The 21,762-nt window shown below is 57.4% G+C and carries 25 protein-coding genes; 10 read left to right on the forward strand and 15 right to left on the reverse strand.

The window, feature by feature from the left end; genetic code table 11:
- The first annotated feature begins 153 nt into the window (after nt 1-153).
- Nucleotides 154-1,011 carry a hypothetical protein gene (locus COL8621_RS10270; RefSeq protein WP_141137875.1) on the forward strand — a complete coding sequence of 286 codons (858 nt, stop codon included), beginning with the start codon at nt 154-156 and terminating at the stop codon, nt 1,009-1,011.
- Nucleotides 1,012-1,030: 19 nt separating this feature from the next.
- Here COL8621_RS10270 and tgt read toward each other — a convergent pair whose 3' ends face one another.
- Nucleotides 1,031-2,161: a tRNA guanosine(34) transglycosylase Tgt gene (tgt, locus tag COL8621_RS10275; RefSeq protein ID WP_093968512.1), complete on the reverse strand. Its 1,131-nt coding sequence runs from the start codon at nt 2,159-2,161 to the stop codon at nt 1,031-1,033.
- A gap of 200 nt (nt 2,162-2,361) precedes the next feature.
- Between tgt and COL8621_RS10280 the strand changes: the two genes are divergently transcribed.
- The 6 genes from COL8621_RS10280 to tpiA all read left to right on the forward strand — a co-directional run bounded on the left by COL8621_RS10280 (nt 2,362) and on the right by tpiA (nt 5,908).
- The gene (locus COL8621_RS10280; RefSeq protein ID WP_093967285.1) at nt 2,362-2,724 is read left to right on the forward strand and encodes an SUF system Fe-S cluster assembly protein; all 363 of its coding nucleotides are present in this window, start codon (nt 2,362-2,364) and stop codon (nt 2,722-2,724) included.
- Between the two features lie 72 nt (nt 2,725-2,796).
- A complete protein-coding gene (locus tag COL8621_RS10285) occupies nt 2,797-3,444 on the forward strand; it encodes a hypothetical protein (RefSeq protein ID WP_093967286.1) in 648 nt (215 codons plus the stop codon).
- Between the two features lie 114 nt (nt 3,445-3,558).
- Nucleotides 3,559-4,314, forward strand: a complete 756-nt coding sequence (locus COL8621_RS10290) for a DUF3307 domain-containing protein (protein ID WP_093967287.1) — start codon at nt 3,559-3,561, stop codon at nt 4,312-4,314.
- A 53-nt stretch (nt 4,315-4,367) separates the two neighbouring features.
- A complete protein-coding gene (locus COL8621_RS10295; protein WP_093968513.1) occupies nt 4,368-4,718 on the forward strand; it encodes a HesB/IscA family protein in 351 nt (116 codons plus the stop codon).
- The gene (locus COL8621_RS10300; RefSeq protein ID WP_093967288.1) at nt 4,718-5,074 is read left to right on the forward strand and encodes a TfoX/Sxy family protein; all 357 of its coding nucleotides are present in this window, start codon (nt 4,718-4,720) and stop codon (nt 5,072-5,074) included. Before COL8621_RS10295 ends, COL8621_RS10300 begins: the two co-directional genes overlap by 1 nt.
- A 90-nt stretch (nt 5,075-5,164) precedes the next feature.
- The gene (tpiA, locus tag COL8621_RS10305) at nt 5,165-5,908 is read left to right on the forward strand and encodes a triose-phosphate isomerase (protein ID WP_093967289.1); all 744 of its coding nucleotides are present in this window, start codon (nt 5,165-5,167) and stop codon (nt 5,906-5,908) included.
- Between the two features lie 122 nt (nt 5,909-6,030).
- Here tpiA and COL8621_RS10310 read toward each other — a convergent pair whose 3' ends face one another.
- The 4 genes from COL8621_RS10310 to COL8621_RS10325 form a co-directional block, all read right to left on the reverse strand.
- A complete protein-coding gene (locus COL8621_RS10310; protein WP_141137876.1) occupies nt 6,031-6,240 on the reverse strand; it encodes a hypothetical protein in 210 nt (69 codons plus the stop codon).
- Nucleotides 6,241-6,372: 132 nt separating this feature from the next.
- Entirely contained in the window at nt 6,373-7,269 is an 897-nt protein-coding gene (locus tag COL8621_RS10315; RefSeq protein WP_093967291.1) for a glycosyltransferase family 2 protein, read from the reverse strand.
- Nucleotides 7,270-7,383: 114 nt separating this feature from the next.
- Complete coding sequence (locus tag COL8621_RS10320) at nt 7,384-8,217, reverse strand: glycosyltransferase (RefSeq protein ID WP_093967292.1); 834 nt, start codon at nt 8,215-8,217, stop codon at nt 7,384-7,386.
- Nucleotides 8,218-8,293: 76 nt separating this feature from the next.
- Entirely contained in the window at nt 8,294-8,755 is a 462-nt protein-coding gene (locus COL8621_RS10325; RefSeq protein ID WP_093967293.1) for an Lrp/AsnC family transcriptional regulator, read from the reverse strand.
- Nucleotides 8,756-8,971: 216 nt separating this feature from the next.
- On the opposite strand from COL8621_RS10325, the gene COL8621_RS10330 reads away from it, so the two are divergent.
- Nucleotides 8,972-9,769 carry a ferredoxin--NADP reductase gene (locus COL8621_RS10330; protein WP_093967294.1) on the forward strand — a complete coding sequence of 266 codons (798 nt, stop codon included), beginning with the start codon at nt 8,972-8,974 and terminating at the stop codon, nt 9,767-9,769.
- 59 nt (nt 9,770-9,828) lie between these two features.
- On the opposite strand, the gene COL8621_RS10335 is transcribed toward COL8621_RS10330, so the two are convergent.
- Entirely contained in the window at nt 9,829-10,809 is a 981-nt protein-coding gene (locus COL8621_RS10335) for a hypothetical protein (protein WP_093968514.1), read from the reverse strand.
- 241 nt (nt 10,810-11,050) lie between these two features.
- Between COL8621_RS10335 and infC the strand changes: the two genes are divergently transcribed.
- On the forward strand, nt 11,051-11,545 hold the full coding sequence (gene infC / locus COL8621_RS10340) for a translation initiation factor IF-3 (RefSeq protein WP_442316371.1): 495 nt from the start codon (nt 11,051-11,053) through the stop codon (nt 11,543-11,545).
- A gap of 60 nt (nt 11,546-11,605) precedes the next feature.
- Here the strand turns inward: infC and COL8621_RS10345 are convergent, their stop codons facing one another.
- The 5 genes from COL8621_RS10345 to phnC form a co-directional block, all read right to left on the reverse strand.
- A complete protein-coding gene (locus COL8621_RS10345) occupies nt 11,606-12,223 on the reverse strand; it encodes an LbetaH domain-containing protein (protein WP_093967296.1) in 618 nt (205 codons plus the stop codon).
- A 3-nt stretch (nt 12,224-12,226) separates the two neighbouring features.
- Entirely contained in the window at nt 12,227-13,546 is a 1,320-nt protein-coding gene (gene phnE / locus COL8621_RS10350) for a phosphonate ABC transporter, permease protein PhnE (protein ID WP_093967297.1), read from the reverse strand.
- Nucleotides 13,543-14,412 carry a phosphonate ABC transporter, permease protein PhnE gene (gene phnE, locus COL8621_RS10355; protein ID WP_093967298.1) on the reverse strand — a complete coding sequence of 290 codons (870 nt, stop codon included), beginning with the start codon at nt 14,410-14,412 and terminating at the stop codon, nt 13,543-13,545. Before phnE (COL8621_RS10355) ends, phnE (COL8621_RS10350) begins: the two co-directional genes overlap by 4 nt.
- 64 nt (nt 14,413-14,476) lie before the next feature.
- Complete coding sequence (gene phnD / locus COL8621_RS10360) at nt 14,477-15,379, reverse strand: phosphonate ABC transporter substrate-binding protein (protein WP_093967299.1); 903 nt, start codon at nt 15,377-15,379, stop codon at nt 14,477-14,479.
- Between the two features lie 60 nt (nt 15,380-15,439).
- Nucleotides 15,440-16,267 carry a phosphonate ABC transporter ATP-binding protein gene (gene phnC, locus COL8621_RS10365; RefSeq protein WP_370804598.1) on the reverse strand — a complete coding sequence of 276 codons (828 nt, stop codon included), beginning with the start codon at nt 16,265-16,267 and terminating at the stop codon, nt 15,440-15,442.
- Between the two features lie 197 nt (nt 16,268-16,464).
- Here phnC and COL8621_RS10370 point away from each other — a divergent pair, with 197 nt between their 5' ends.
- Complete coding sequence (locus tag COL8621_RS10370) at nt 16,465-16,959, forward strand: flavin reductase family protein (RefSeq protein WP_093967300.1); 495 nt, start codon at nt 16,465-16,467, stop codon at nt 16,957-16,959.
- 6 nt (nt 16,960-16,965) lie between these two features.
- On the opposite strand, the gene COL8621_RS10375 is transcribed toward COL8621_RS10370, so the two are convergent.
- The 4 genes from COL8621_RS10375 to soxB form a co-directional block, all read right to left on the reverse strand.
- Nucleotides 16,966-17,559, reverse strand: coding sequence for a thioredoxin family protein (locus COL8621_RS10375; protein ID WP_093967301.1), 594 nt, complete (start codon nt 17,557-17,559; stop codon nt 16,966-16,968).
- 101 nt (nt 17,560-17,660) lie between these two features.
- Nucleotides 17,661-18,725 (reverse strand): c-type cytochrome, encoded by a 1,065-nt coding sequence (locus COL8621_RS10380; protein WP_093967302.1) that lies wholly within the window; start codon nt 18,723-18,725, stop codon nt 17,661-17,663.
- Nucleotides 18,709-19,974 (reverse strand): sulfite dehydrogenase, encoded by a 1,266-nt coding sequence (soxC, locus tag COL8621_RS10385; protein WP_093967303.1) that lies wholly within the window; start codon nt 19,972-19,974, stop codon nt 18,709-18,711. Before soxC ends, COL8621_RS10380 begins: the two co-directional genes overlap by 17 nt.
- Nucleotides 19,975-20,042: 68 nt before the next feature.
- Nucleotides 20,043-21,734: a thiosulfohydrolase SoxB gene (gene soxB, locus COL8621_RS10390; RefSeq protein WP_093967304.1), complete on the reverse strand. Its 1,692-nt coding sequence runs from the start codon at nt 21,732-21,734 to the stop codon at nt 20,043-20,045.
- Nucleotides 21,735-21,762: the final 28 nt, after the last annotated feature.

A 21,762-nucleotide genomic window follows, 5' to 3' on the forward strand; every position in this document is an offset into this window, starting at 1 on the left:
CATGATCTGAGTTTAAATAGGATAAAATGCGGCGATTGCACGACAAAAGCTTACGCATGGGAAAGCCGCGAATTCGAGCATTTCGTGCCCCATTTTCTCCATTTTCCACGTCTAGTTGTAGGGGCCAATAACAAGTATGGTTAAAGCCCTAGAATGACTTCACTAACCAGGCGGATCTACCGCGAACGCCGCCGGCTGGGAATCCTTATGGTTCTGTCAGCAATAGCGGGTTACCTTTTCTTCATGTCGGACCCACGGGTTACTTACGGCATACCTGCGCCTTTGCTGGCCAGCCTATCCTTTGCGGTTGGTTTGGGCTTGGTCGCGCTGTCCGTCAGTATTTTGCTTCCTGACTATAGGTTTGCATTCGAAATCATCGGGATTGTATTGCTGATTTACGCGCTTATCAGCGTGAAGTTTCCGATACTAACCAGTGCGCAATCGGGTTTCCCCCTTCTTAATATCTTCATCTTCCTGATCGTGCTGAAGGTTTCCTTTCATCTGATTTACGGCAATTGGTCCGATAATCTGCTTGTGCTGGATACTCAGGTCGATCGTTCAGTAACCGTAACGGATGTTGATCAACTTGACCTGTGGGAGACGTTCTTTCCCGACCCCAACAACGTTGGCTATTACCACGATGAGACGACAGAAAAGATTTCGCTCGTCAGCGGTCAGGCCAATACTTTTCACGTGCTTAACCGTTTTAAAAACGGTCACTTCCAAGAGATGATGATGCAGTTTGATCATGTCAAACCCACATGGTCTTACCGTTACCGTTACGAAGTGATCGGCGCGCCAGAACTGAAACGCGACCGCCTGCGCAGCTGCACTGTTTCGCTTGAACCGCGCGACAATCGCACTGCTGTTCACATTCGGTGGGAACGCCCGAACTATGCCGTGCGCAAGGCCTTTATGCATTGGGTCGATGACTGGGCGGGTCGTCGGTTGGATAAAATGGTGCACAGGGCCGACGTTTTGCACCGGCCCAACACCAACATTCAGGTTTAACCCCCGCTGCGCACTGCGCTTACAGTTGCTCGATGTCCCCGTCTGCGCGGCCTGCGTGAAAGGCTTTCTCGAAAGCGTCGAAACGATTTTCGGCAATGGCGCTGCGCAGGCCTGCCATCAGTTCCTGATAATAGTGCAGGTTGTGCCACGTCAGCAGCATAGAGCTGATGATTTCCTGCGCGCGGAACACGTGATGCAGATAGGCACGGGAATAGTTGCTGCATGCGGGGCATGTGCAATGTTCATCCAACGGGCGCGGATCATCCTGATGGCGCGCGTTCTTGATGTTCACGACACCGCGGCGGGTAAACACCTGCCCCGTCCGACCTGAACGGGACGGAAGCACGCAGTCCATCATATCGATCCCGCGCTTGACGGCCCCAACGATATCGTCGGGCTTGCCCACCCCCATCAGGTAACGCGGCTTGTCAGTCGGTAGCATGTCGGGGGCATAGTCCAACACGCTGAACATGTTTTCCTGCCCTTCGCCCACGGCAAGGCCGCCAACCGCATATCCATCAAACCCAATGGCGCGCAGTTTTTCGGCGCTTTCTTCGCGCTGGTCGCGGTAAACACTGCCCTGCTGGATGCCGAACAAAGCATAACCGGGGCGATCCCCGAACGCTTCTTTTGAACGATCCGCCCACCGCATCGACATCCGCATGCTTTCCAGCGCCACTTTCTCTTCGGCGGGGAACGGCGTGCATTCGTCGAAACACATCACAATGTCCGAACCCAGCAGCTTTTGAATTTCCATGCTGCGCTCGGGCGTCAGAGTGTGGCGCGATCCGTCGATGTGGCTGCGAAAGGTTACGCCCTTTTCGTTCATTTTGCGCAGGTCAGACAGGCTCATCACCTGAAAGCCGCCGCTGTCAGTCAGGATCGGCTTGTCCCAGTTCATAAACTTGTGCAGCCCACCCAGCCGGTCAATCCGTTCTGCGGTGGGGCGCAGCATCAGGTGATAGGTGTTGCCCAGCAAGATATCGGCACCGGTGGCGGCCACACTTTCGGGCATCATCGCCTTAACTGTCGCGGCGGTGCCCACGGGCATGAACGCCGGGGTGCGAATTTCGCCACGCGGGGTCGAAATAACACCGGTGCGGGCTTTCCCGTCGGTAGCCTGAAGATCAAAGTTGAAACGCGGCGCCATATCTTTTCCTGCAAGCATCGAACACGAATGCGCTGGTATAGGCGATTCCACGGGAAATCCAAGAAGGGGCGCAACCGACGCAGCGGGAAAGCCCAAGGATCAGATAATTCCTGCCCACTGTGCGATCACTCTTTGGCGCGGCACTGGACGAAGTCGGGGTTAATCCTTATATCTTCGCTCAAGTTTATACAGAGAGCCGCATGACCCAACCAAGTGAACAGCTTGAGGGCGCCCCCCTCATCAAACCGTCGACCACCGACCACCCGCTGTATGACAGCGTGGTCGAAGCATGCCGGACGGTATATGACCCTGAAATTCCAGTGAATATCTATGATCTGGGCCTCGTCTACACGATCGAAATCGACGGTGAAAACGCGGTTAAGGTCATGATGACCCTTACTGCGCCGGGTTGCCCTGTTGCCGGTGAAATGCCCGGTTGGTTGGCCGAAGCGATCGAACCATTGGCTGGCGTAAAGCAGGTTGATGTTGAAATCACTTGGGATCCGCCCTGGGGCATGGAAATGATGAGCGATGAGGCACGTCTGGAACTGGGCTTTATGTAAGCCCGGCCCCAAGCTGTTGTTTTTAGCTTGCCTTTCCTTCGGCCTGCTTGCGAAAGTCCTTGCGACTTTCCAATGCGAGGCACGATCTTGAAAGCTGCGGTTCTTACAGGTGACATCATCGGCTCTACCAAGGGCGCGCGTGATGCGTTGGAGGCGACATTCCGCATCCTTTCGGACGCTTGCGATGAACTGGAACCGTGGCATGGCGCGCCGTTGCGCCTGACGCGGTATCGCGGCGATGGCTGGCAATGCCTTTTGCCGCGCCCCTCACTTGCCCTGCGCAGCTGCCTTTACCTTTTCGCGCGTCTAAGGGCACAGGACGGCGCACTGCCCACCCGTATTTCGGTTGGCCTTGGCGACATATCCTTTCCCGGCACGGCCGATCTGTCAGATGCAAATGGCCCCGCATTTCATAATGCCGGGCACGGGCTTGATACGATGTCACGCGGGCGGCGCTTGGTCATTGATCCTGTCGACGCCCCTGCCCTGGCACCTGCTGTTTTCGTATTATGCGACGCAATCGCCCAAGGCTGGTCACAGCCACAGGCCGAGGCGCTTTTACGCTCTCTGCTGCCCAAACCAGCAACCCAATCCGATATCGCAAGCAGCCTTGGCATTCGTCAGCAAAGCGTGGCGGACCGGCTGGATGCCGCACAGTTTTGGGCGGTTAGCGAAGCCATTCAAGAATTTGAGGCCACTTTTACGGCGCCCAACACCTAACAGGCCACTGACCCTGTTAACCCAATTACAGGCCTGAAGGCCGAAAAACAGGACCATTCGCCTGTTCCCGACAAAACAGGCCCTAAACCCTGACACGGAAAGGCAACGCCCCTAATGTCCGCCACGGTCGAAACCCTCGCAGCACTGCTATTGGCGCACGCCTTGGCCGATTTCGTCTTTCAGACCAACGCGATGATCGAAAACAAAAGGAAACCGCAGGTTCAATTGCTGCATGGCGTGATCGTTTTGGTGCTCAGCTTGGCCGCAGTGGGGCAACCGTTAAGCGGGCCAGTCTGGTTCTTGGCCGCACTCCACCTGCTGACAGATCGCATCAAACTGGCGTTTGGCGACACGCTTGGGCCGTTCTTGTTGGATCAGACGGTGCATATCATCACCATCTGCGCCATCGCCATCGCCTTCCCAACCCTGTGGCAAGACGGCTGGTGGGCTGACATTCTGTCCGCGGGCGACATTGCCGCGCGGGTTCCTGTGATCATGATCTATCTGTCAGGTGCTATTCTGGCCGTTCGCGCGGGCGGCTTTGCGGTGGCCAAGCTGCTGACCCCCTATCAATCCTACTGGGTGCGCCACGCGGTTCTGGCCGGAAGCCTGAAAGACGCCGGCCGCCTGATCGGACAGTTGGAGCGCGGCTTGACCTATCTGTTCGTGCTAACCGGCCAGCCCACAGGCGTTGCGGTTCTGATTGGGGCGAAATCGGTGCTTCGCTTCAACACCACCAAAGACGAACGCCGCTTGGCCGAATACGTTATCATCGGCACGCTTGCCTCTATCGGGTGGGCCATTTTGATGGCGCTGGGCGCGCAATTCCTGATTGAAACGCTTACAGCGCCACAAACACCCCTATCGTGACTTGAGCCTTCCGGCCTCAGCCCCTATCTTTGCCATTGGAAGTGGAGATCGAAATGTTCGGCATTCCCGGCAAACAAGCAGTATCAATGACACCCGCAGCGGCAAAACAAATTGCCAAGCTGATGGACCGTGACAATACCCAAGGCTTGCGTATTGGCGTCAAAAAGGGCGGCTGCGCCGGCATGGAATACACCATGGACTATGTGACCGAGGTGGACCCGAACGACGAAGTCGTCGAACAAGATGGCGCGCGGGTGATGATCGCCCCCATGGCGCAGATGTTCCTGTTTGGCACCGAAATCGACTATGAAGTGTCCTTGCTTGAATCCGGCTTCAAGTTCCGCAACCCCAACGTTGTGGATGCCTGCGGCTGCGGTGAATCGATCAAATTCGCTGAAACCTAATGGCGACCGATCCGGGCTTTCTTGAATTCGCCCATGATCTGTTTGCCCCACTTGGCCCCATCACCACCAAACGGCTGTTCGGCGGAACCGGCCTTTATGTCGGGGACGCGATGTTCGCGGCCATCATCAACGATATAATCTATATGAAAGCCGACGGCGCATTGATCGACGCCTATCAGGGCGAAGGGTCTGAACCTTTCTCTTACGGATCAAAAACCGGTACTCGGGTCATTCCCGGCCTCACCTCCCTTCCCGAAGCCGCATTAGACGACCCGGAAGAGGCTCTAACCTGGGCCCGAAAATCCCTGATCTGCGCCGAAGAAACCGCCGCACGCAAACGCGCCAAGGCCCGATAAGTCGCGATCTAACGCCGCGATTGGCCCGCGCCCCTTGCCTATCCGGTCGCTATCGAAGAACGTGGCGAAAACGATTTAAGGGAGAGTGTGATGGGACAGAAACTAGCCGCCGGTAATTGGAAAATGAACGGCACTGCTGCCGATCTGGCCGAGGTTGAGGCGCTGAAAGCCGCCCACCCCACATCGACGGTTGATATCCTGCTGTGCCCCCCTGCCACGCTTCTGTCCCGCATGTCCGACGTTGCCAAAGGCGTGATTGCCACAGGTGGGCAAGACTGCCACGCCAACGCATCCGGCGCGCATACCGGCGATACCTCTGCCGCGATGCTGGTGGATGCCGGGGCAAGCTATGTGATCCTCGGCCACTCTGAACGGCGCACCGACCATGGTGAAACCGATACTGACGTCAACGCCAAAGCCCAAGCCGCCCTCGCCAACACCCTGATCGCCGTCGTCTGCGTCGGCGAGACCGAGGCACAGCGCGACGCTGGCCAAACCCTGACAGTGATCGGCACGCAGTTGAAAGGCTCTATCCCCGAGGGCGCAACTGGGGCAACGGTTGTTGTGGCCTACGAACCCGTATGGGCCATCGGCACCGGCAAGGTTCCCACCCTAGAACAAATCGCCGAGGTCCACGATTTCATGCGCGCCGAACTGACCGCGCGCTTTGGCGACACGGCCGCCGATATGCGCCTGCTTTATGGTGGCTCGGTCAAACCAAGCAACGCATCCGAAATCTTTGCCACGTCAAATGTCGATGGCGCACTGGTCGGTGGCGCCTCGCTGAAGGCCGCAGAGTTCTCTGGCATCATCAAGGCACTTGAAGCCGCCTAAACAGAAACGTCACGCTGAATGCAAAACGGGCCGCCCCATTGGGCGGCCCAATTTATGTGGTGCGGTGCCATAAGGCACCACTCAATTGGATCAAACCTAGTTGGTGATGATCCCTAGCACCATCAGGCTGATCGGCAGATAGGTCGAAATCCACGGCACGTAGTTCCCAAGATCACGAAGCCGAACAGCACAGCCAATAACCATAGCCCCGCACGCACAACCTTCATCATCGGCATCCCCGCCACGCCCGCGGTCACGAACAGCCCCACCGACACATCCGTGGCAGACGCATAGACAAGCATCACGATGGACAACGGGATCAGAACACCCAACGTCCCCGCGTCACAGATCACACCGGCAGCGAGCGTCAGGAAAAGAGGCGCGGTAAGGGCAAGCCGTGTCGTTAGGGGCTCAGGTAAACGCGGCGCAGGATAAGAAGCCGAAGGCGCAATAGCCCCCTTTGGTTAGCGCCGCTCTGCCTCTGAGCCAAGGAACAGGATACGACCAGTTTCAGCAAGGCGCACGACACGGATCATATAGGTCACCCAATAGGTTTTGATACGGTCCCTCAGCGGATGCTGCGTTAAAGAGAATATGCGTTTTGCCGCTGAAATGCTGGGAATGATTTTGAACGGCAGGGTCACAAGGTACCCAATGCGCATACGTGCCAATCCGCGCTTGGCAATCTTCGTATTTACCTTGGCACCGGTGATACGACGATACTTGGTCGCGATTTCGCCGAAATCTGCACGCGGTGGATGATAGACCATCACCTCTTCACGCAGGGAAATCGGAATGCCCTTGGCCGCCGCACGGCGGCCCCATTCCTGATCGCCCCCCGAAAAATGCTCTTCGTTGAATGGGCCGACCTGATCGAAAGCGCTGGCATGGGTACACATGTTGGCGGTCGCCGCCCAGCCGCCAGTATCGACATAACGTTTCTGATTGAACGCGGTCATCCGTTCATAGGTCCGCACCCAACCGGCTGCGCCCGGCTCGTCCTCCAGCGCAATCTTGCCAGCGATACGCGATGGGTTCGGCACATCCGCAAGTGCTGTGACAGCGCGGGCAACCCAATGTTCGTCGGGGCGGCAATCAGCATCGGTAAAGCAAAGGATTTCGCCTTTGGCCTGACGCACGCCCGCATTCCGTGCAGCATAGGACCCTTTGCGCGCCTCATCGATTACGCGTGTGTTTTCGGGAAACACCATGTCAGAGGGGGGCGGAACGTCTGGGTCGTTGTTAACCAGAAGGACCTCAAAATCTTCCTGTGGGAACGTCTGACGGCTTAGCGCCGCGATACAAATCGCAACCGTGTCCCAATGACGATAAACTGGGACGATTACGGATACGCGTGGCATAGAACACCCCCACTAGCCGGAAAATTACATTACCAGCGGCAATAGGCACATTGTCTTAGCGGGTAAAGGGTAGCGCCGGGTTCACATTCAAAACCCGGCGCTAATCCGCAACACCTAGGCGGATACCTGATGCCCGCTGATCCCTGCCTCTGCCCAGATCTTACCGGTTTTGCGCGCGTGGTCGATCTTCAGACGATGCGCTTTGATCTTCTCTGGGTCTTTGTAGCCACGCGGGTGATCCAGATGAACCAAGGGCGCCGTAAACCGCAAATGCCGCCCTTTTACGCCCGAATTGGCAAGGCGGATGCCGAATTCCTTATCGCCTCCGCCGTATTTCATGTCTTCGTCCAACCCGTTGACCTTTATAATCGCATCCCGAAAGGCCGAACCGTTGCCGCCGCACCAGTTCCGGCCAACAGGGTAAATATGTTCCAACGCGGCAAGCACTGGCTTAGGAAGCGCGCCTGCCTTTAGCCACGTTGTAAACCGCCGCAATGTGCCGGTCTTTTTCAACCAAGCGATATCAAACACCCGGCCTTCCAGAACGTCGTCTTCTGTCACGGCTTGGGTCGTTGGATCATCCAGACGGATCAGGCTTCCTGAACAAAACCTGTCGGGGCGCGCGACTTCCAAGTGGCGCGCGACGAAGACCGGATCGATCAGGCAGTCACCATCGATGAAGATCAGATAATCCGCATCCGAAGTGGCGACCGCTTGATTAAGGATCACGTTCTTTTCAAACCCGTTGTCAGGGTGCCAAACATGGCGGATCGGCAGCGACGGAAACCGTGCTTGAAAATCGGCGATGGCGTCGCGTGTTTCCTGCCCTGACCCATCATCCGCGATGCAAACGCTATCCGGCTGCACGCGTTGTTTGGTAACCGACAAAAGCGTCAGCACCAGCGCGCGCGGGCTGTTGTACGTAGAGATGATAAGTTCCGATTTCATCGTCGGCCTTCGGACAGTTGCATGCACTAAGTCGTAAGCTTCGCCACGCAGGTTTTCAACCGCGCCCCACCCCGCCTTATAGCGGCAGTTCAGTGGTGGCCTTGATCTCTTCCATCGACAAAAGCGCCGTAACGTTGTGAATTTTCACTTCGGCAATCAGCGCCTGATAGAACGCATCATAGGCACGCGCATTTTCGACGCGGACTTTCAGAATATAGTCGATGTCACCGGCCAACCGATGCGCCTCTAGAACCTCTGGGCGCGCGCGAAGCGTTTCAAGGAAACGAAGCTGCCAATCGGCCTCATGCTCGGCCGTGCGGATCAGAACGAAAAAGCAGGCCTCCAGCCCCAGCGCCTCGGGTTCAACGATGACTGTCTGACCCCGAATAACGCCGGTTTCACGCATCTTGCGGATACGGTTCCACACAGGGGTTTTTGAGGACCCGACGGTCTTTGCGATTTCATCCAATGATTGGCTGGCGTCGCGCTGAAGCTCTGCCAAAATCTTGCGGTCGGTTTTATCCAGCTTGCTCGTCATTGCAGCCCCTTGGGAAATTCTTCGCCCCGGCGGGCGTTGTTCTTGGGATAACAGAACATTTTTTCGAATCCCATGGCAAACAGCGCAAAACCGTTTGATCCGCGTCATGGACCTGAATGATCGCACTGCGCCAATCTGCATCAACGTTGGGGGCTTTTCGCGCAGAATTTGCGCGCCTAGTCTTACCCATGCCAACTGAATGACCGGATAGGCCACGTGACAGAACCAGCCCCCCGCCCCGCCACGCTTCCTGATGCGCAAACCGTAACGCAGGTGCGCCATTGGACCGACCGCCTGTTTTCCTTTCGCGTGACGCGCCCACAGTCGTTGCGCTTTCGCTCGGGCGAGTTTGTGATGATCGGCCTGCCCGGTGAAAACGGACGCCCCATTATGCGGGCTTATTCCATCGCCTCGCCGTCATGGGACGAAGAGCTGGAGTTCTATTCGATCAAGGTCCAAGACGGCCCACTGACATCAAAGTTGCAGCACATTCAGCCGGGTGATCAGATCATCCTACGCCCCAAACCCGTGGGCACGTTGGTGCATGACGCATTGCTGCCCGGCAAACGGCTTTGGTTCTTTGCCACGGGCACCGGGATCGCGCCGTTTGCCTCGTTGATCCGCGAACCCCAAACCTATGAGGATTACGATCAGGTCATCCTGACGCATACCTGCCGTCAGGTGGCCGAACTGGAATACGGGCGCCAACTGGTGGAAAGCCTGAAAGACGACCCGCTGATCGGTGAAATGGTTGGGGACAAGCTGCGCTATTACCCAACCACCACGCGCGAACAAAGCGCCAAGATGGGCCGCGTGACGGATCTTTTGCGTTCTGGGGAAATCTTTACCGATCTGGGCATTGCGCCAATCACGCCCGAAACGGATCGCGCAATGGTGTGCGGCTCGTTAGGGCTGAATACCGATCTGAAGGAAATTCTGGAAGGCTTCGGCCTGCGCGAAGGTGCCAATTCAGAACCGAAGGAATACGTGGTTGAAAAAGCCTTTGTTGGCTGAGCCAACGAAAAAGCCGCGCCAAGTCACCTTGGCGCGGCCAATCTTCAAAACTTAGACGCTTACAGGCCCAGTGCCGATTTAACGGCTTCGATGGCAGTCTCTGCCAGCTCGGGGTTGTCAGCGGCTTTTTCAACAGCCGAACGCAGCAACGCCTTTTTGGCGATACCCAGATCAGAGCCGTCGATCATTTCAAGAACCTTGTCAGCGTTGAAACCTTCTGGTGTCAGCAGTTCTTGGATGGACATCGCAGGGGCCGCTTCTGTTGCAGCTTCTGCCGTCGCGCCTTCCACAGCTTCGGCGGCTTCTTCGGCTACCGTTGCGGTTTCACCAGTTGCTTCGACGGCTTCAGTTGTTGCCTCTGCAGCTTCGGCAGCTGTTTCGGTTGTTGCTTCAACAGCTTCTGCAGCTGTCTCAGTCGTTGCTTCAACAGCTTCGGCGGCAGTTTCTGTTGCTGCTTCGGTCGCTTCAGCGGCTGTGTCGGTTACCGCTTCCATCGCGCCTTCGGCAGCTTCAGTTGCTGTGTCCATCGCGCCTTCGGCGGCTTCGGTTGCTGTATCCATTGCTGCGTCGGCAGCACCCTCAACAGTCTCAACAGCGTCGGTCGCCGTTTCGGTCACTGCATCAACAGCGCCTTCAGCACCTTCGACAACACCCTCAACAGCTTCGCCAGCTGCTTCCATCGCTGTGTCAGCGGCGCCTTCTGCGGCTTCTACGGCGTCGGTCGCAACGTCGGAAACAGCCTCAGCCGCATCTGTCGCCATGTCTGCAGCGCCTTCAGCAATATCGCTTACACCTTCGGCGGCGGCCTCTGCGGCTTCTTCAACAGCACCGGCTGTTTCTTCAACTGCCGATTCGACAGTTTCAGCAACACCTTCGGTTACATCGCTAACGGCATCCGCCGCGCCTTCCAGCAGCGAAGGAGCTTCAACAGCAGGGGTTTCAACATCTACAACCGGTACTTCATTCTTACTTTGATACCAGACGAAGCCTCCGATTCCGATTGCGGCCAAAACGGCTACGGTAATCACAGTATTCTTCATCGCATCTTCCTTTCTGAAGCGCATTACGCGCGTATTGATGCGCCCTTTTTGCAAAGCACCACAAGAATGGAAACCAGTTTTGCGCCCTACCGGCAGGACGTCGCCGAAAATCGAATGGAATCTGGGTTGAAACACGCCTCCTCCGCGTCTATTTTCGCGCAAACGCTTTAACCATCGAAGGATAAACACCATAGCCCGCAGACCTCACAACGCGCCCCCAACGCGCGAAACCGGCCCTCGCATCAACGATCGTATTCGCTGCCCTGAAATCCGCTTGATCGGAGCAGAGGGGGAGAACGTAGGCGTTGTCACCCCGGAGCGTGGGATGGAACTTGCCGAACAGGCAGGGCTTGATCTGGTGGAAATTTCCCCGAACGCTGCACCGCCGGTCTGTAAGATCATGGATTTCGGCAAGTTCAAATATGAACAGCAAAAGCGGGAATCCGAAGCACGCAAAAAGCAAAAGATCATCGAAGTCAAAGAGGTCAAGTTCCGCCCGAACACTGACACCCATGACTACGACGTGAAAATGCGCAACGTGTTCAAGTTCTTGGAAAACGGCGACAAGGTGAAAGTTACCCTGCGTTTCCGTGGCCGTGAAATGGCCCACCAGAACCTTGGCCGCGAACTTTTAGAACGCGTCGCGGAAGACATCAAAGATCTTGGCAAAGTCGAAAACATGCCAAAGATGGAAGGTCGTCAGATGATCATGATGATCGGCCCGCTTCCGAAATAACGGTTTAAAAACCGGAACCTATCAAAGCCCCTGCTTCGCGGGGGCTTTTTTGTTGGCGGCTTAGCTTTCGTATTTATCCAAGAACGCTTCGGCCGTTAGCCCGCGAAAATCGTTAAGCGCGGCGCGCATGTCGTCATGCGACCAATCCCACCACGCCAAGGCCATCAACCGTTCTGCGATCTTGCGGGGCTGGCGCGCGCGCAAGGGTTTGGCGGGTACCCCGGCGACGATCATGTAAGGCGGCACATCCGCCGTCACCACCGCGCCAGCCGCCACAACAGCGCCATGGCCAATTGTCACCTCTGGCTTGATCTGCGCGTTATGGCCCACCCACGTATCGTGCCCGATCACGGCCCGGCGGGTTTGACGGTGCGCGAAAAAGGCGGCGTCGTTTTCCACGTCGTCCCACAGATCGGCAGATCGGTACATGAAATGATGCAGCGATGCGCGATCCAACGGGTGATCCGTTGCGCCGACGCGTACAAAGCTGGCGATGTTTGAAAACTTTCCGATCGAGGCATTGGCGATATCCGCATAACGGTCGCAATAGCTGTAATCGCCAAAATCGCTGAACGCGACGCGACTGCCCTGCCCGATTTCAACGAAACGGCCGAAACTGCTTTCGGTGATGTCGCTATCAGGGTGGAGATACGGCTGATCCTCTGTCAGACGCGCCATGCCTTATTCCCCGCTTTCATTGCCAGCGATCAAACGGCGGCGCAGCCAGCCAGACAGCCAATCCATCAACATCACCATCAGGATGATCAGAACAATGTAATAGCTGACCTCTTCCCAATCTTTCTGCGTGATGATCGCCTGCGTCAGCAACAACCCGATGCCGCCGCCGGTGATGGCCCCAATAATCGTGGCGCTGCGCGTGTTGGATTCAAGGTAGTACAAAACTTGGCTTAACAACACCGGCGTGATCTGCGGGATCACCCCAAAGCGATACCGTTGCAGCGGCTTCGCCCCGGTGGATTGGATGCCTTCGATCTGTTTTTCATCAACGTTCTCTAACGCTTCCGAGAACATCTTACCAAAGCTGCCCGTATCGGTCAGCAGAATGGCCAGCGCGCCTGTCATCGGCCCCGGCCCAAACGCACGTGACAAGATGATCGTCCAGATCAGCCCATCCACCCCACGCACAAAGTCAAACACCCGGCGAATGGCAAAGCGCGCGCTGCGTAGCGGGGCAAAGTTGCGGGCCGCCACAAAGGCCAGCGGCAAAGCAATCATCGCCGCGCCCATCGTGCCAAGGAACGCCATCAGAATGGTTTCGAACATGGCCCACGCGACTTCGTCATGGCGCCACATCGCGTTGGTCCAGAAATCATGCACAGCGCCAGCGATGTTGCCTCGGGCCGGGTCGATCTGGTCGCCGAACACAATTTCGGCCAGGCCAGCCCCATGATACGGGCTGTCGAGCGTAAAGAAGAACAGCTCCCACCCAAGGAAATAGCGGAACACCTCTGTCCGGTTGCGGGTGACGCTGACGCGCCCGGCCTCCGTCGTAATCGCCAGACGGTTCTTTGACAGGTTAATCCAGCTTGGCAGCGTTTCGCGGTTCAGGTTGGTTTCAACGCCGCGCGTGCCGGGTTTTGCGGTGATCGGGCCAAAACCGGGCACGTCATAACGCATGCTGCCGTCGGTCAGAAACATCACCGCGTGGCCATCCCCCAGATCAACCTGCGTTGCCCCGGCGGTTTCGGTTACCCATTGCGGCGACTGACCGTCTGGGTATGCGCCCTTGCGTTCGCCCTCTACCGCGATGGAAAGCTCCCCTGACCGGTTGTCGCGCGTCACGTGGGTTTTGTAGCTGTAACTGTCCGCGACCAGCGTCTGCGCGTTGTCCATCCGTGCGCGTTCAGCAAGGCCCGCGATGTCGAAGGCGAAAAAGACATAGACCAGATAGGCCAGAACAATCCCCGGCAGGCCAAAGTTCAGCACCCTTTTCCGCCGGAATTGCGCGTCGGCTTGGGCTTTCAGTGTGTCGGTGCTCATCCCTTGCCCCCGGTCAATCGATTGCGGAAATGGCTGGAGATTTGGTCGAACACCACGATAGCTGCGAACAGCAGCACAAAGATCGCCGCGGCCTCGTCAAACTTGCCCTGCCCCCAACTGATCGCGTTTTTCAGTTCGTACCCGATGCCGCCCGCCCCAACGAAGCCAAGGATCGCCGAGGCGCGGATGTTGATCTCAAACCGCAGCAACCCATAGCTAAGATAGTTCGGCGCGACCTGCGGGATAACGCCCAGCCACATGCGCTGTAACCAAGTCGCGCCAACAGATTGCAGCCCTTCGACAGGTTTAAGAGACGCGTTCTCGTTCACCTCGGAGAACAGTTTTCCCAGCGCGCCCGCGGTGTGAAACGCGATGGCAATCATCGCCGGTACCGGGCCACCGCCCAGCACAAAAATCAGCACCAAGGCGATGACGATTTCGGGGATTGCGCGCATGATGTCCATCAGCCGCCGGAACAGCGGGATCATCCGTGGGTACCGCGCCAACCCACGGGTCGACAGCAGCGACAGAACCGTCCCCAGCATCGCCCCCACAAGGGTGGAAACTGCGGCGATGTTGATGGTTTCAATCAAGGCCGGGAAGAACGTCACCAGATGGCCGGGCATCAGGGCGATCTTTTCAGACGCCTCGCCGATCACTTGGGCGGGAAAGTCGAAAATGTTCAGGATGCCGCCCCAAAAACCGCCCGCGTTGCGGCTGTCTGCCAACAGAAACCCGGAAACCATCAACAGCGCAAATATCGAAAGCGTCAAACCACCATAAAGGCGTTTGCGTTGAATAAGCTCCAAGTAATGCGCGCGGATATCCGTCGTGCCGGGGCCTGAGTGTGCCGAAATCTCTGCCATGTGGGGTGCCTTTGAAACGAACGACGGGCCGCAGCGTGGGCGGCCCGTCTGAATTCAGCCTAGGTCAGTTAGACTTGGCTTTGCGTGCTTCGATGATCGACAGGTAAGCGTCGTGGGTGATCGGGTCGAAGCCCAGCGTTTCGCCCGATGCGATGTTGTAAGCGCAGTCTTGGTCCTGCTCGTACATGCCATCAATCAGCGCCGTCATTTTGGCCTTAACCTCTGCTGGCAGGGCTTTGCGCAGAACAATCGGGCCTTCTGGGATTGGCTTGGAACGCCAGATTTCCACCAGATCGTTCATATCGACCAGACCCGCATCAACCGCCTTACGCAGCGCGCCAGAGTTATAGCCGTCTTCCCAGTTGCCCTGACCGTCAGCCCAAGTCACACCGCCATCAACGTCGCCGTTGTTCACCGCAACGATGGTCTGTTCGTGGCCGCCAGTGAATTTAACTTCGCCGAAATAGTCGCCGGATTCCATGGTCGCGCCGGTGGTTTCTGGAATTTCGATCGATGGGATCAGATAGCCAGAGGTCGAGTTCGGATCACCAAAACCGAAAACCTTGCCTTTCATGCCGTCCAACGATGCGATGCCGCTGTCTTTGCGGGCAAACCCGATAGAGTGGTAGCCGTAAGAACCATCAAGGTTGATCTTAACCAGAACAGGCTCAACAGCTTCTGGATCATCAAGGAAGGTTTTCGCATAGCCCGACGCGCCCAGCCACGCATAGTCGATGGTGCCGCCCAACAGGCCTTGAATAACGCCGTTGTAATCCGCAGGCGCAAAGATTTTAACCGGAACGCCCAGTGCTTCTTCGGTGTATTCCTTCAGGCACTGATGCGATGTCATACGGTCCTGAGCGTTTTCGCCCCCCAGAATGCCGATACGGAATTCTGTGATGTCCTCAGCCATGGCTGGCGCGGCCAAAGCAGTGGTTGCCACGAGGGCTGCGAGCAGTTTTTTCATCGGATGTCCTCTCCTGATATGAAAAACCCGCAGCCTTGGGCCACGGGGGTGATGAAAGTTCTAAACGGTTGCCTCGGCCTGATGGACGGCACGTTCGGCCGGGGTTTCCAGCGCCTCAATCGAAGTCGAGGTCGCCGCCTCAGAGAACGAGGCATCGGCGCCGTAAATGTCGCGCGCAACGCCGGTGGTCAGCTGATCGGGCGTTCCATCGAACACGATACGCCCACCCCGCATTCCAATCACGCGGTCGCAATATCGTCGCGCAGTGTCCAGCGTGTGAAGGTTGGCGATGACCATGCGCCCGTCCTCTTCGTGGATACGGCGCAGGGCTTGCATCACGACTTGGGCGTTCATTGGGTCAAGGCTGGCAATGGGTTCATCGGCCAGAATGATCTTGGGGTCTTGCATCAACGCGCGGGCAATGGCGACGCGCTGTTGCTGGCCACCTGACAGTGCCTCGGCGCGTTTGGGGGCCTGTTCCGCGATGCCCAGACGATCCAGAATGTCGATGGCGCGGTGAATGTCGCCCTGTGGGTACAGGTTGAACATAGTCGCAAAGGTCGACCGGCGGTTCAACGTTCCGTGCAGCACGTTGGACACCACGTCCATTCGCGGCACCAGATTGAACTGCTGAAAGATCATCGCGCAGTCAGATTGCCACGCGCGTTTCTCCGCCGCCTTCAGGTGCAAAATATCACGGCCATCAAACTTGATCGCACCTGTGATTGCGTCCGTCAGGCGGTTGACCATCCGCAGAAAGGTCGACTTGCCCGCGCCGGAACGGCCAATGATGCCAATCATGGCTGATTTTTCCAAGGCGAAACTTACGTTATCCACCGCCTTGTTTCGCCCGAATGTTTTCGTGACGTTTTCGACGCTAAGCAGCATGAAATCCCCATATCCAGTCAGCGACGGGATACAGACGGGGCGCGACGGGTTTGTTGCGTTTTTCTGAACGTTTTGTGACGCCTGCCAAATTCACCGTAATCGCCAGATCGCTTGCCCTTCGCCGCGATCATGTTATCTGAGGCGGGCCGCAACGGCGCAAAACACCAACAGCCGATGGCGGCGAAAGGGTTGCACGAATGAAAACCGTTACTCCGGGGCCCGGTTCTGAACGCAGCTATCGTGATGCGCTTGGCCGTTTTGCAACGGGTGTGACGGTTGTAACCACGGCAGGTCCGGACGGGCCGATGGCGATCACCGCCAACAGCTTTTCATCGCTGTCGCTTGATCCCCCGCTGGTGCTTTGGGCCCCTGCAAAATCATCCCGCCGGTATCAGTTGTTCTGCGACACCCCGCGCTTTGCCATCCACGTGCTGGCCGACGACCAACTTCCCGTGGCGCTCCATTTCGCACGCACAGGGCACGATTTCGCGCCGATGGATTGGGAAGTGGGGCCAGATGGCCTTCCGCTGCTGCGCCACTTTGCAGCACGGTTCGACTGCACCCGGCATGATGTCCATGATGGGGGCGACCACGCGATTGTCGTTGGCCGTGTGAACGACGTGACGATTGGCGATGCTGACCCGCTGGTCTTTGCGAACGGTGAATACGGCCGGTTTTCGCTAGGGCTTTAGCCCACGTCACCAAACGTCAGGGTCGATCCCCTTTTCACGCAGCGCTTCGAACTTGTCCTGAAGATAGCGCTGAAAGGGCTGTTCGCGGTATTCGCCGCTGACGACATATTCCAGCGACGACAGGTAATGGAACGGTTTCAGATACCCGGGCAGCCGAAAGGATTCCGCCTGACGCGCGTCTTCAGCCCCGGCGTTTTCTGCGGCGAACAACAACGTGGTGGGCGTGAAATTCACGCCCCATTTCGCTGCCAACTTGCGTTCCTCTAACTCTTCGCCATCAAAATCCAAAACTGCGCGTGACCCCCACAGGTCAAGCTGAATAACGTCAAAATGTTGGGTGATAAAATCCGTGATCTCGGGTCGGGCGAAATTCACCTGATGCAGCTCGCGGCAATAAGGACAGCCCGCCTGTTCGATCAGAACCATCAAGTTGCGCCCTTCGCTGGCGGCGGTTTCAAGATCGTCCCCAAGTTCCAGAAAACTGTCCAAGAACCAGTCTTGCTTATGAAGCCCGTCGTCGCCAACGCGTGCCTCGCCCAAGGCAAGACGCGGCGCGGCAAGGGACGCAGCGACGCCCAACAGTAAACGACGTGTCAGCATGTGACCCTCCCCTCTCTTTCGGCGGGAATGGTATCACAGCTTGCCCCAAACGCATACGGGCGGCCACAATGGGCCGCCCGCACGATGCCGTGAGTGGTCGTTTATTCGAAAGATTGCAGATACGCGATAATCGCCGCGCGGTCGTCTTCCTTCTTCAGGCCAGCAAAAGCCATCTTGGTTTTCGAGACGTATTTCTTAGGGTTCTCAAGAAACGCATGAAGCGCCTCGTCGTCCCAGATCGCGCCTTCGTCGGCCATTCCAGCCATAGACTTGGAATATTTGAAACCTTCGCCCGTACCGATGACGCGGTTGACGATACCGTTCAGGTGTGGCCCCGTGCGGTTCTTCGCGCCGTCCCCAACTTGGTGGCAGGCCTTGCATTTCTTAAAGACCTTCTCGCCTGCGGCGACCATTTCCGGATCAACCGCGGCCACTTCAACGGGGGCTTCTTCTGCTGGTGCTTCTTGCGCTGGTGCGGGTTCGGCAACAGCAACTTCTTCGGCAGGCTCAGCAGGTTCAGCGGCGGCCTGAGGCTCAGTTTCCGGCGTCACGTCCAGAACAGCTGCGCGCATTGTGATTTCGACAGTTTCCTTACAATCCACCATGCAAGGTTCCTGTGAAAACAGCGCCAGTTCCGTTTCGGCCCGGTCATCCACGATAAAGCCGCCCGTGTTGGGCAGTTCCACGTCAAGGAAGGTTTCGTTGGACAGAACAAAGTCATCCTCGACCAGATCGTTGGAATAAAGGATGTACGCGACGATGGCGTACACCTCGTCATTGCTCAGGCTTTGCGCGTTCCCGAACGGCATGGATCGGTTCACATAGTCCCACGTCGTCGAAAGATACGGCCAATAAGAACCAACCGTTTTCAGCGGATCCTCATGGTTCAACGTGCCCATACCACCGGCCAGCTTGGGCCAGTTGTCCACGCCTTCGGCAAAGTCGCCGTGGCAGCTTGCACAAACCTCGGCAAAGACCATCTCGCCGTCCTCAACCGAACCGGAGCCTTCTGGAAGGCCAAGCCCATCGGGGCGCACGTCTTTGTCCCACGCGGCAACCTCTTCGGGCAATGCGGGGCGGCCAAGGCCAAGGTTTCCAGCAAGCGCCGGGGCGGCGATCGCAGAGGCCAACGCCGTGCCGATCAGAAGATTACGATACTTCGACATTCTCTGCCTCCCCGCTTTCCTTGACCCACCAGGTCTGGATGCAGTTGTTGTGATAGATCGAATTCAGGCCACGCACGTCACGCAACTGTGCCTTGGTGGGCTGAACATAACCGGTGCTGTCGATCGCGCGGCTTTGCAGCAGCATTTCGGAACCGTCCCAGTCGTGATCCAGATAGAACCGGCTGATGGCTTTGTCTTGGCCGGGTGCGGCCAGCCGCGCCTCTTTCCAAGACTTGCCGCCATCGACAGAGACATCCACGCGGGTGATCGCGCCACGCCCCGACCATGCCAGACCGGTGATTACCAGCGGGCCTTTGCCATGCGTAATTGGCGCCTGCGGGCTTGGGCTGGTGACGACGGATTTTGCGTCCATCTCCCACGTCCATTTGCGCGATGTGCCGTCTTCCAGCGTGTCGGTGTATTTGGAGGTCTCTTCGCGGCTTTCCCACGGCTGATCGCCCACTTCGATGCGGCGCAGCCATTTGACCCACATGTTGCCTTCCCAACCGGGAACAACCAGCCGCACGGGGTAACCATGTTCCTTGCGCAGTGCTTCACCGTTGGCTTTGAAGGCCACCAGCACATCGTCCAGCGCTTTTTCCAACGGGATGGAGCGACCGTTCGAAGATGCATCCGCCCCTTCGACATAAACCCATTTACCTTCGGGCTTTACGCCTGCTTCCTCAAGCAGCGTGCGAAGGGAAACGCCGGTGTATTCCATGTTGTGGATCATACCGTGGGTGAACTGCGCGCCGTTCAGCTGCGCCCCCGCCCATTCCATACCGGTGTTCGCTGCACATTCGCAGAAATACACATGATTTTCGCGCGGGAAACGCTCCAGATCTTCATAGGTAAAGATCAGCGGCGTATCGACCAGCCCGTTGATCATCAGGCGATAGTCTTCCTTGCGAAGCTCAATCGCGCCCGAGTGGTGGCGTTCAAACGCACAGCCCTGCGGGGTGATCGTACCGTCCAGCGCGTGGATCGGCGTGAAGTTGATCGAGCTGATCGTGTCAGCCGTCAGCCATTCAACATTCCGGCGCACGACGTCGGATTCGAATTCGATCGGCATACCGTATGGCGTGGCATCCACACCGTCGCCCAGTTCTTGCGCCCAAGGCTGAACCTCGGTGATCAGCGGGTCCCCCGCTGCGTTGGCGGCCCCACCGGCTGCCATGGCACCACCTGCGGCCAATCCTGTTTTCAGGAAGCCGCGCCGGGTGGTCGTGGGGTCTGACTTGTCTGTCATATCTGCAACCTCCTCTAGAGATGCTTAACTTATATTCATTATTCTAGATGTGTATATGCGATGATCGGTCACGCCCCGGTGACTTGCACAGATTTGTTCGGATCAACGCTGACTGTGCCCATCCGTTTGACGTAGCTTTCCACCACGTCCCAGATGGCGGGCCCTTCGGTGCCCTCGTTCACACTGGCCCAACCGGACACAACATAGGTTTTGGCCGGGTCGATCGCTTCGCCGGTTTTCAGCAATGTCATGTTGGTGATGCGGCTGCCCTGCGGCTTGCTTACGTCGATGTGGTAGCCCATGCCGCCCACGCGAACCATGTCCCCGCCCTGTTGGTAATATGGGTCTGGGTTGAACAAGTTGTCGGCCACGTCCTCTAGGATCACGTGGATCGTTTCGCCGGTCATTTCCGAACGATACGCCGCCGGGTAAGACATCGACGTCGCGTTGAACAGATCCTCGCGCGTGATCGGATCGCCGGGCAACAGGCTTGGCCCCCAGCGGAAGCCGGGCGACATGGCGATGTCGGCCTCACGCTCATCAATCAGCGCGTTACAGATCAGATCATCCCACGTTCCGTTAAAGTTACCGCGGCGGTACAGCAGGCTGTCAGTGTGGCCCAGAACCTCGGACAACTCGGCCTCATAAGGCGCGCGCTGTTCGTCGATCAGGGCGGCAACCTCTTGGTCGGGCGCGATCACGTCCGAGAAGACAGGGATCAGCTTGTGGCGGAAGCCAAGAAGCTGACCATCGCGCACGTCCAGATCAAGCCGGGTCACGAACTTACCGTTGGAGCCTGATGCGATCAGCATCGTGTTCCCAACCATCACCGGTTCAGGAAGCGCATCATGCGTGTGGCCGGTCAGGATCACATCGATACCCGGAACTTTTCCGGCCATTTTGCGGTCTACGTCGAACCCGTTGTGCGACAGCACAACAACCAGATCGGCGCCTGCATCGCGCACTTCTTGTACAACCTCTGCCATCCGCTCTTCGCGCACACCGAAGCTAAGGCCGGGGAACATGTATTTCGGGTTGGCAATCGGCAGGTATGGGAAGGCTTGGCCGATCACCGCAACCTTCGCCCCGCCCCGTTCGAACATCTTGTACGGTTCGTAGGCGGGTTCATCCCATTCGTTGTCAAAGATGTTCGCGCCAAGGAACGGAAAGTCGAGGCTTTCGACGATCTCGTTCACGCGATCAACGCCCAGCGTGAATTCCCAGTGCGAGGTCATCGCATCCGGTTTCAGCGCGTTCATGACGTTCACCATGTCCTGCGCATCTGTCTTGAAGCAGGTGTAAGACCCGTGCCACGTATCGCCACCATCCAGCAACAGCGCGTCAGGGCGCGACGAACGGATCGAATTCAGGATCGTCGCAACGCGATCAAGCCCGCCCATCCGGCCATAGGTTTTCGCCAGCGCACTGAAATCCTGATAGCTCAGCGCATAAGCCTCGGGCGTGCCGGGGGTCATGTTGAACATCTTCAGGAAATCGGCACCAGTCACATGCGGCGGCAGGCCGTTCACATCGCCAACACCAAGGTTGATTTCCGGTTCACGGAAATACACCGGCTTAAGCTGGCCGTGAATGTCGGTCACATGCACAAGTGTGATGTTGCCGAAAGTGTCGAAGTTCAGCAGGTCGTCCTGCGTCAGAACCTGCTGGGCAGCCAGTTTCGACCAGTTGCCAACCCCAGCGGCACCATAGATGGCCGAGGCTGCAACAGTTGCTTGCAGAAAATCACGCCGCGAAATCATGCTCGTTGTCTCTCCGTTCAGAACGCAC

This window comes from Actibacterium lipolyticum, from assembly GCF_900184935.1.
Taxonomy (GTDB): Bacteria; Pseudomonadota; Alphaproteobacteria; order Rhodobacterales; family Rhodobacteraceae; genus Actibacterium_A; species Actibacterium_A lipolyticum.

Excerpts from the sequence above, each read along its gene's own strand:
- COL8621_RS10270 (WP_141137875.1), top strand. The coding sequence starts at position 154 with ATGACTTCACTAACCAGGCGGATCTACCGCGAACGCCGCCGGCTGGGA.
- tgt (WP_093968512.1), bottom strand. The coding sequence starts at position 2,161 with ATGGCGCCGCGTTTCAACTTTGATCTTCAGGCTACCGACGGGAAAGCC.
- COL8621_RS10280 (WP_093967285.1), top strand. The coding sequence starts at position 2,362 with ATGACCCAACCAAGTGAACAGCTTGAGGGCGCCCCCCTCATCAAACCG.
- COL8621_RS10285 (WP_093967286.1), top strand. The coding sequence starts at position 2,797 with ATGCGAGGCACGATCTTGAAAGCTGCGGTTCTTACAGGTGACATCATC.
- COL8621_RS10290 (WP_093967287.1), top strand. The coding sequence starts at position 3,559 with ATGTCCGCCACGGTCGAAACCCTCGCAGCACTGCTATTGGCGCACGCC.
- COL8621_RS10295 (WP_093968513.1), top strand. The coding sequence starts at position 4,368 with ATGTTCGGCATTCCCGGCAAACAAGCAGTATCAATGACACCCGCAGCG.
- COL8621_RS10300 (WP_093967288.1), top strand. The coding sequence starts at position 4,718 with ATGGCGACCGATCCGGGCTTTCTTGAATTCGCCCATGATCTGTTTGCC.
- tpiA (WP_093967289.1), top strand. The coding sequence starts at position 5,165 with ATGGGACAGAAACTAGCCGCCGGTAATTGGAAAATGAACGGCACTGCT.
- COL8621_RS10315 (WP_093967291.1), bottom strand. The coding sequence starts at position 7,269 with ATGCCACGCGTATCCGTAATCGTCCCAGTTTATCGTCATTGGGACACG.
- COL8621_RS10320 (WP_093967292.1), bottom strand. The coding sequence starts at position 8,217 with ATGAAATCGGAACTTATCATCTCTACGTACAACAGCCCGCGCGCGCTG.
- COL8621_RS10325 (WP_093967293.1), bottom strand. The coding sequence starts at position 8,755 with ATGACGAGCAAGCTGGATAAAACCGACCGCAAGATTTTGGCAGAGCTT.
- COL8621_RS10335 (WP_093968514.1), bottom strand. The coding sequence starts at position 10,809 with ATGAAGAATACTGTGATTACCGTAGCCGTTTTGGCCGCAATCGGAATC.
- COL8621_RS10345 (WP_093967296.1), bottom strand. The coding sequence starts at position 12,223 with ATGGCGCGTCTGACAGAGGATCAGCCGTATCTCCACCCTGATAGCGAC.
- phnE (WP_093967297.1), bottom strand. The coding sequence starts at position 13,546 with ATGAGCACCGACACACTGAAAGCCCAAGCCGACGCGCAATTCCGGCGG.
- phnE (WP_093967298.1), bottom strand. The coding sequence starts at position 14,412 with ATGGCAGAGATTTCGGCACACTCAGGCCCCGGCACGACGGATATCCGC.
- phnD (WP_093967299.1), bottom strand. The coding sequence starts at position 15,379 with ATGAAAAAACTGCTCGCAGCCCTCGTGGCAACCACTGCTTTGGCCGCG.
- phnC (WP_370804598.1), bottom strand. The coding sequence starts at position 16,267 with ATGCTGCTTAGCGTCGAAAACGTCACGAAAACATTCGGGCGAAACAAG.
- COL8621_RS10370 (WP_093967300.1), top strand. The coding sequence starts at position 16,465 with ATGAAAACCGTTACTCCGGGGCCCGGTTCTGAACGCAGCTATCGTGAT.
- COL8621_RS10375 (WP_093967301.1), bottom strand. The coding sequence starts at position 17,559 with ATGCTGACACGTCGTTTACTGTTGGGCGTCGCTGCGTCCCTTGCCGCG.
- COL8621_RS10380 (WP_093967302.1), bottom strand. The coding sequence starts at position 18,725 with ATGTCGAAGTATCGTAATCTTCTGATCGGCACGGCGTTGGCCTCTGCG.
- soxC (WP_093967303.1), bottom strand. The coding sequence starts at position 19,974 with ATGACAGACAAGTCAGACCCCACGACCACCCGGCGCGGCTTCCTGAAA.
- soxB (WP_093967304.1), bottom strand. The coding sequence starts at position 21,734 with ATGATTTCGCGGCGTGATTTTCTGCAAGCAACTGTTGCAGCCTCGGCC.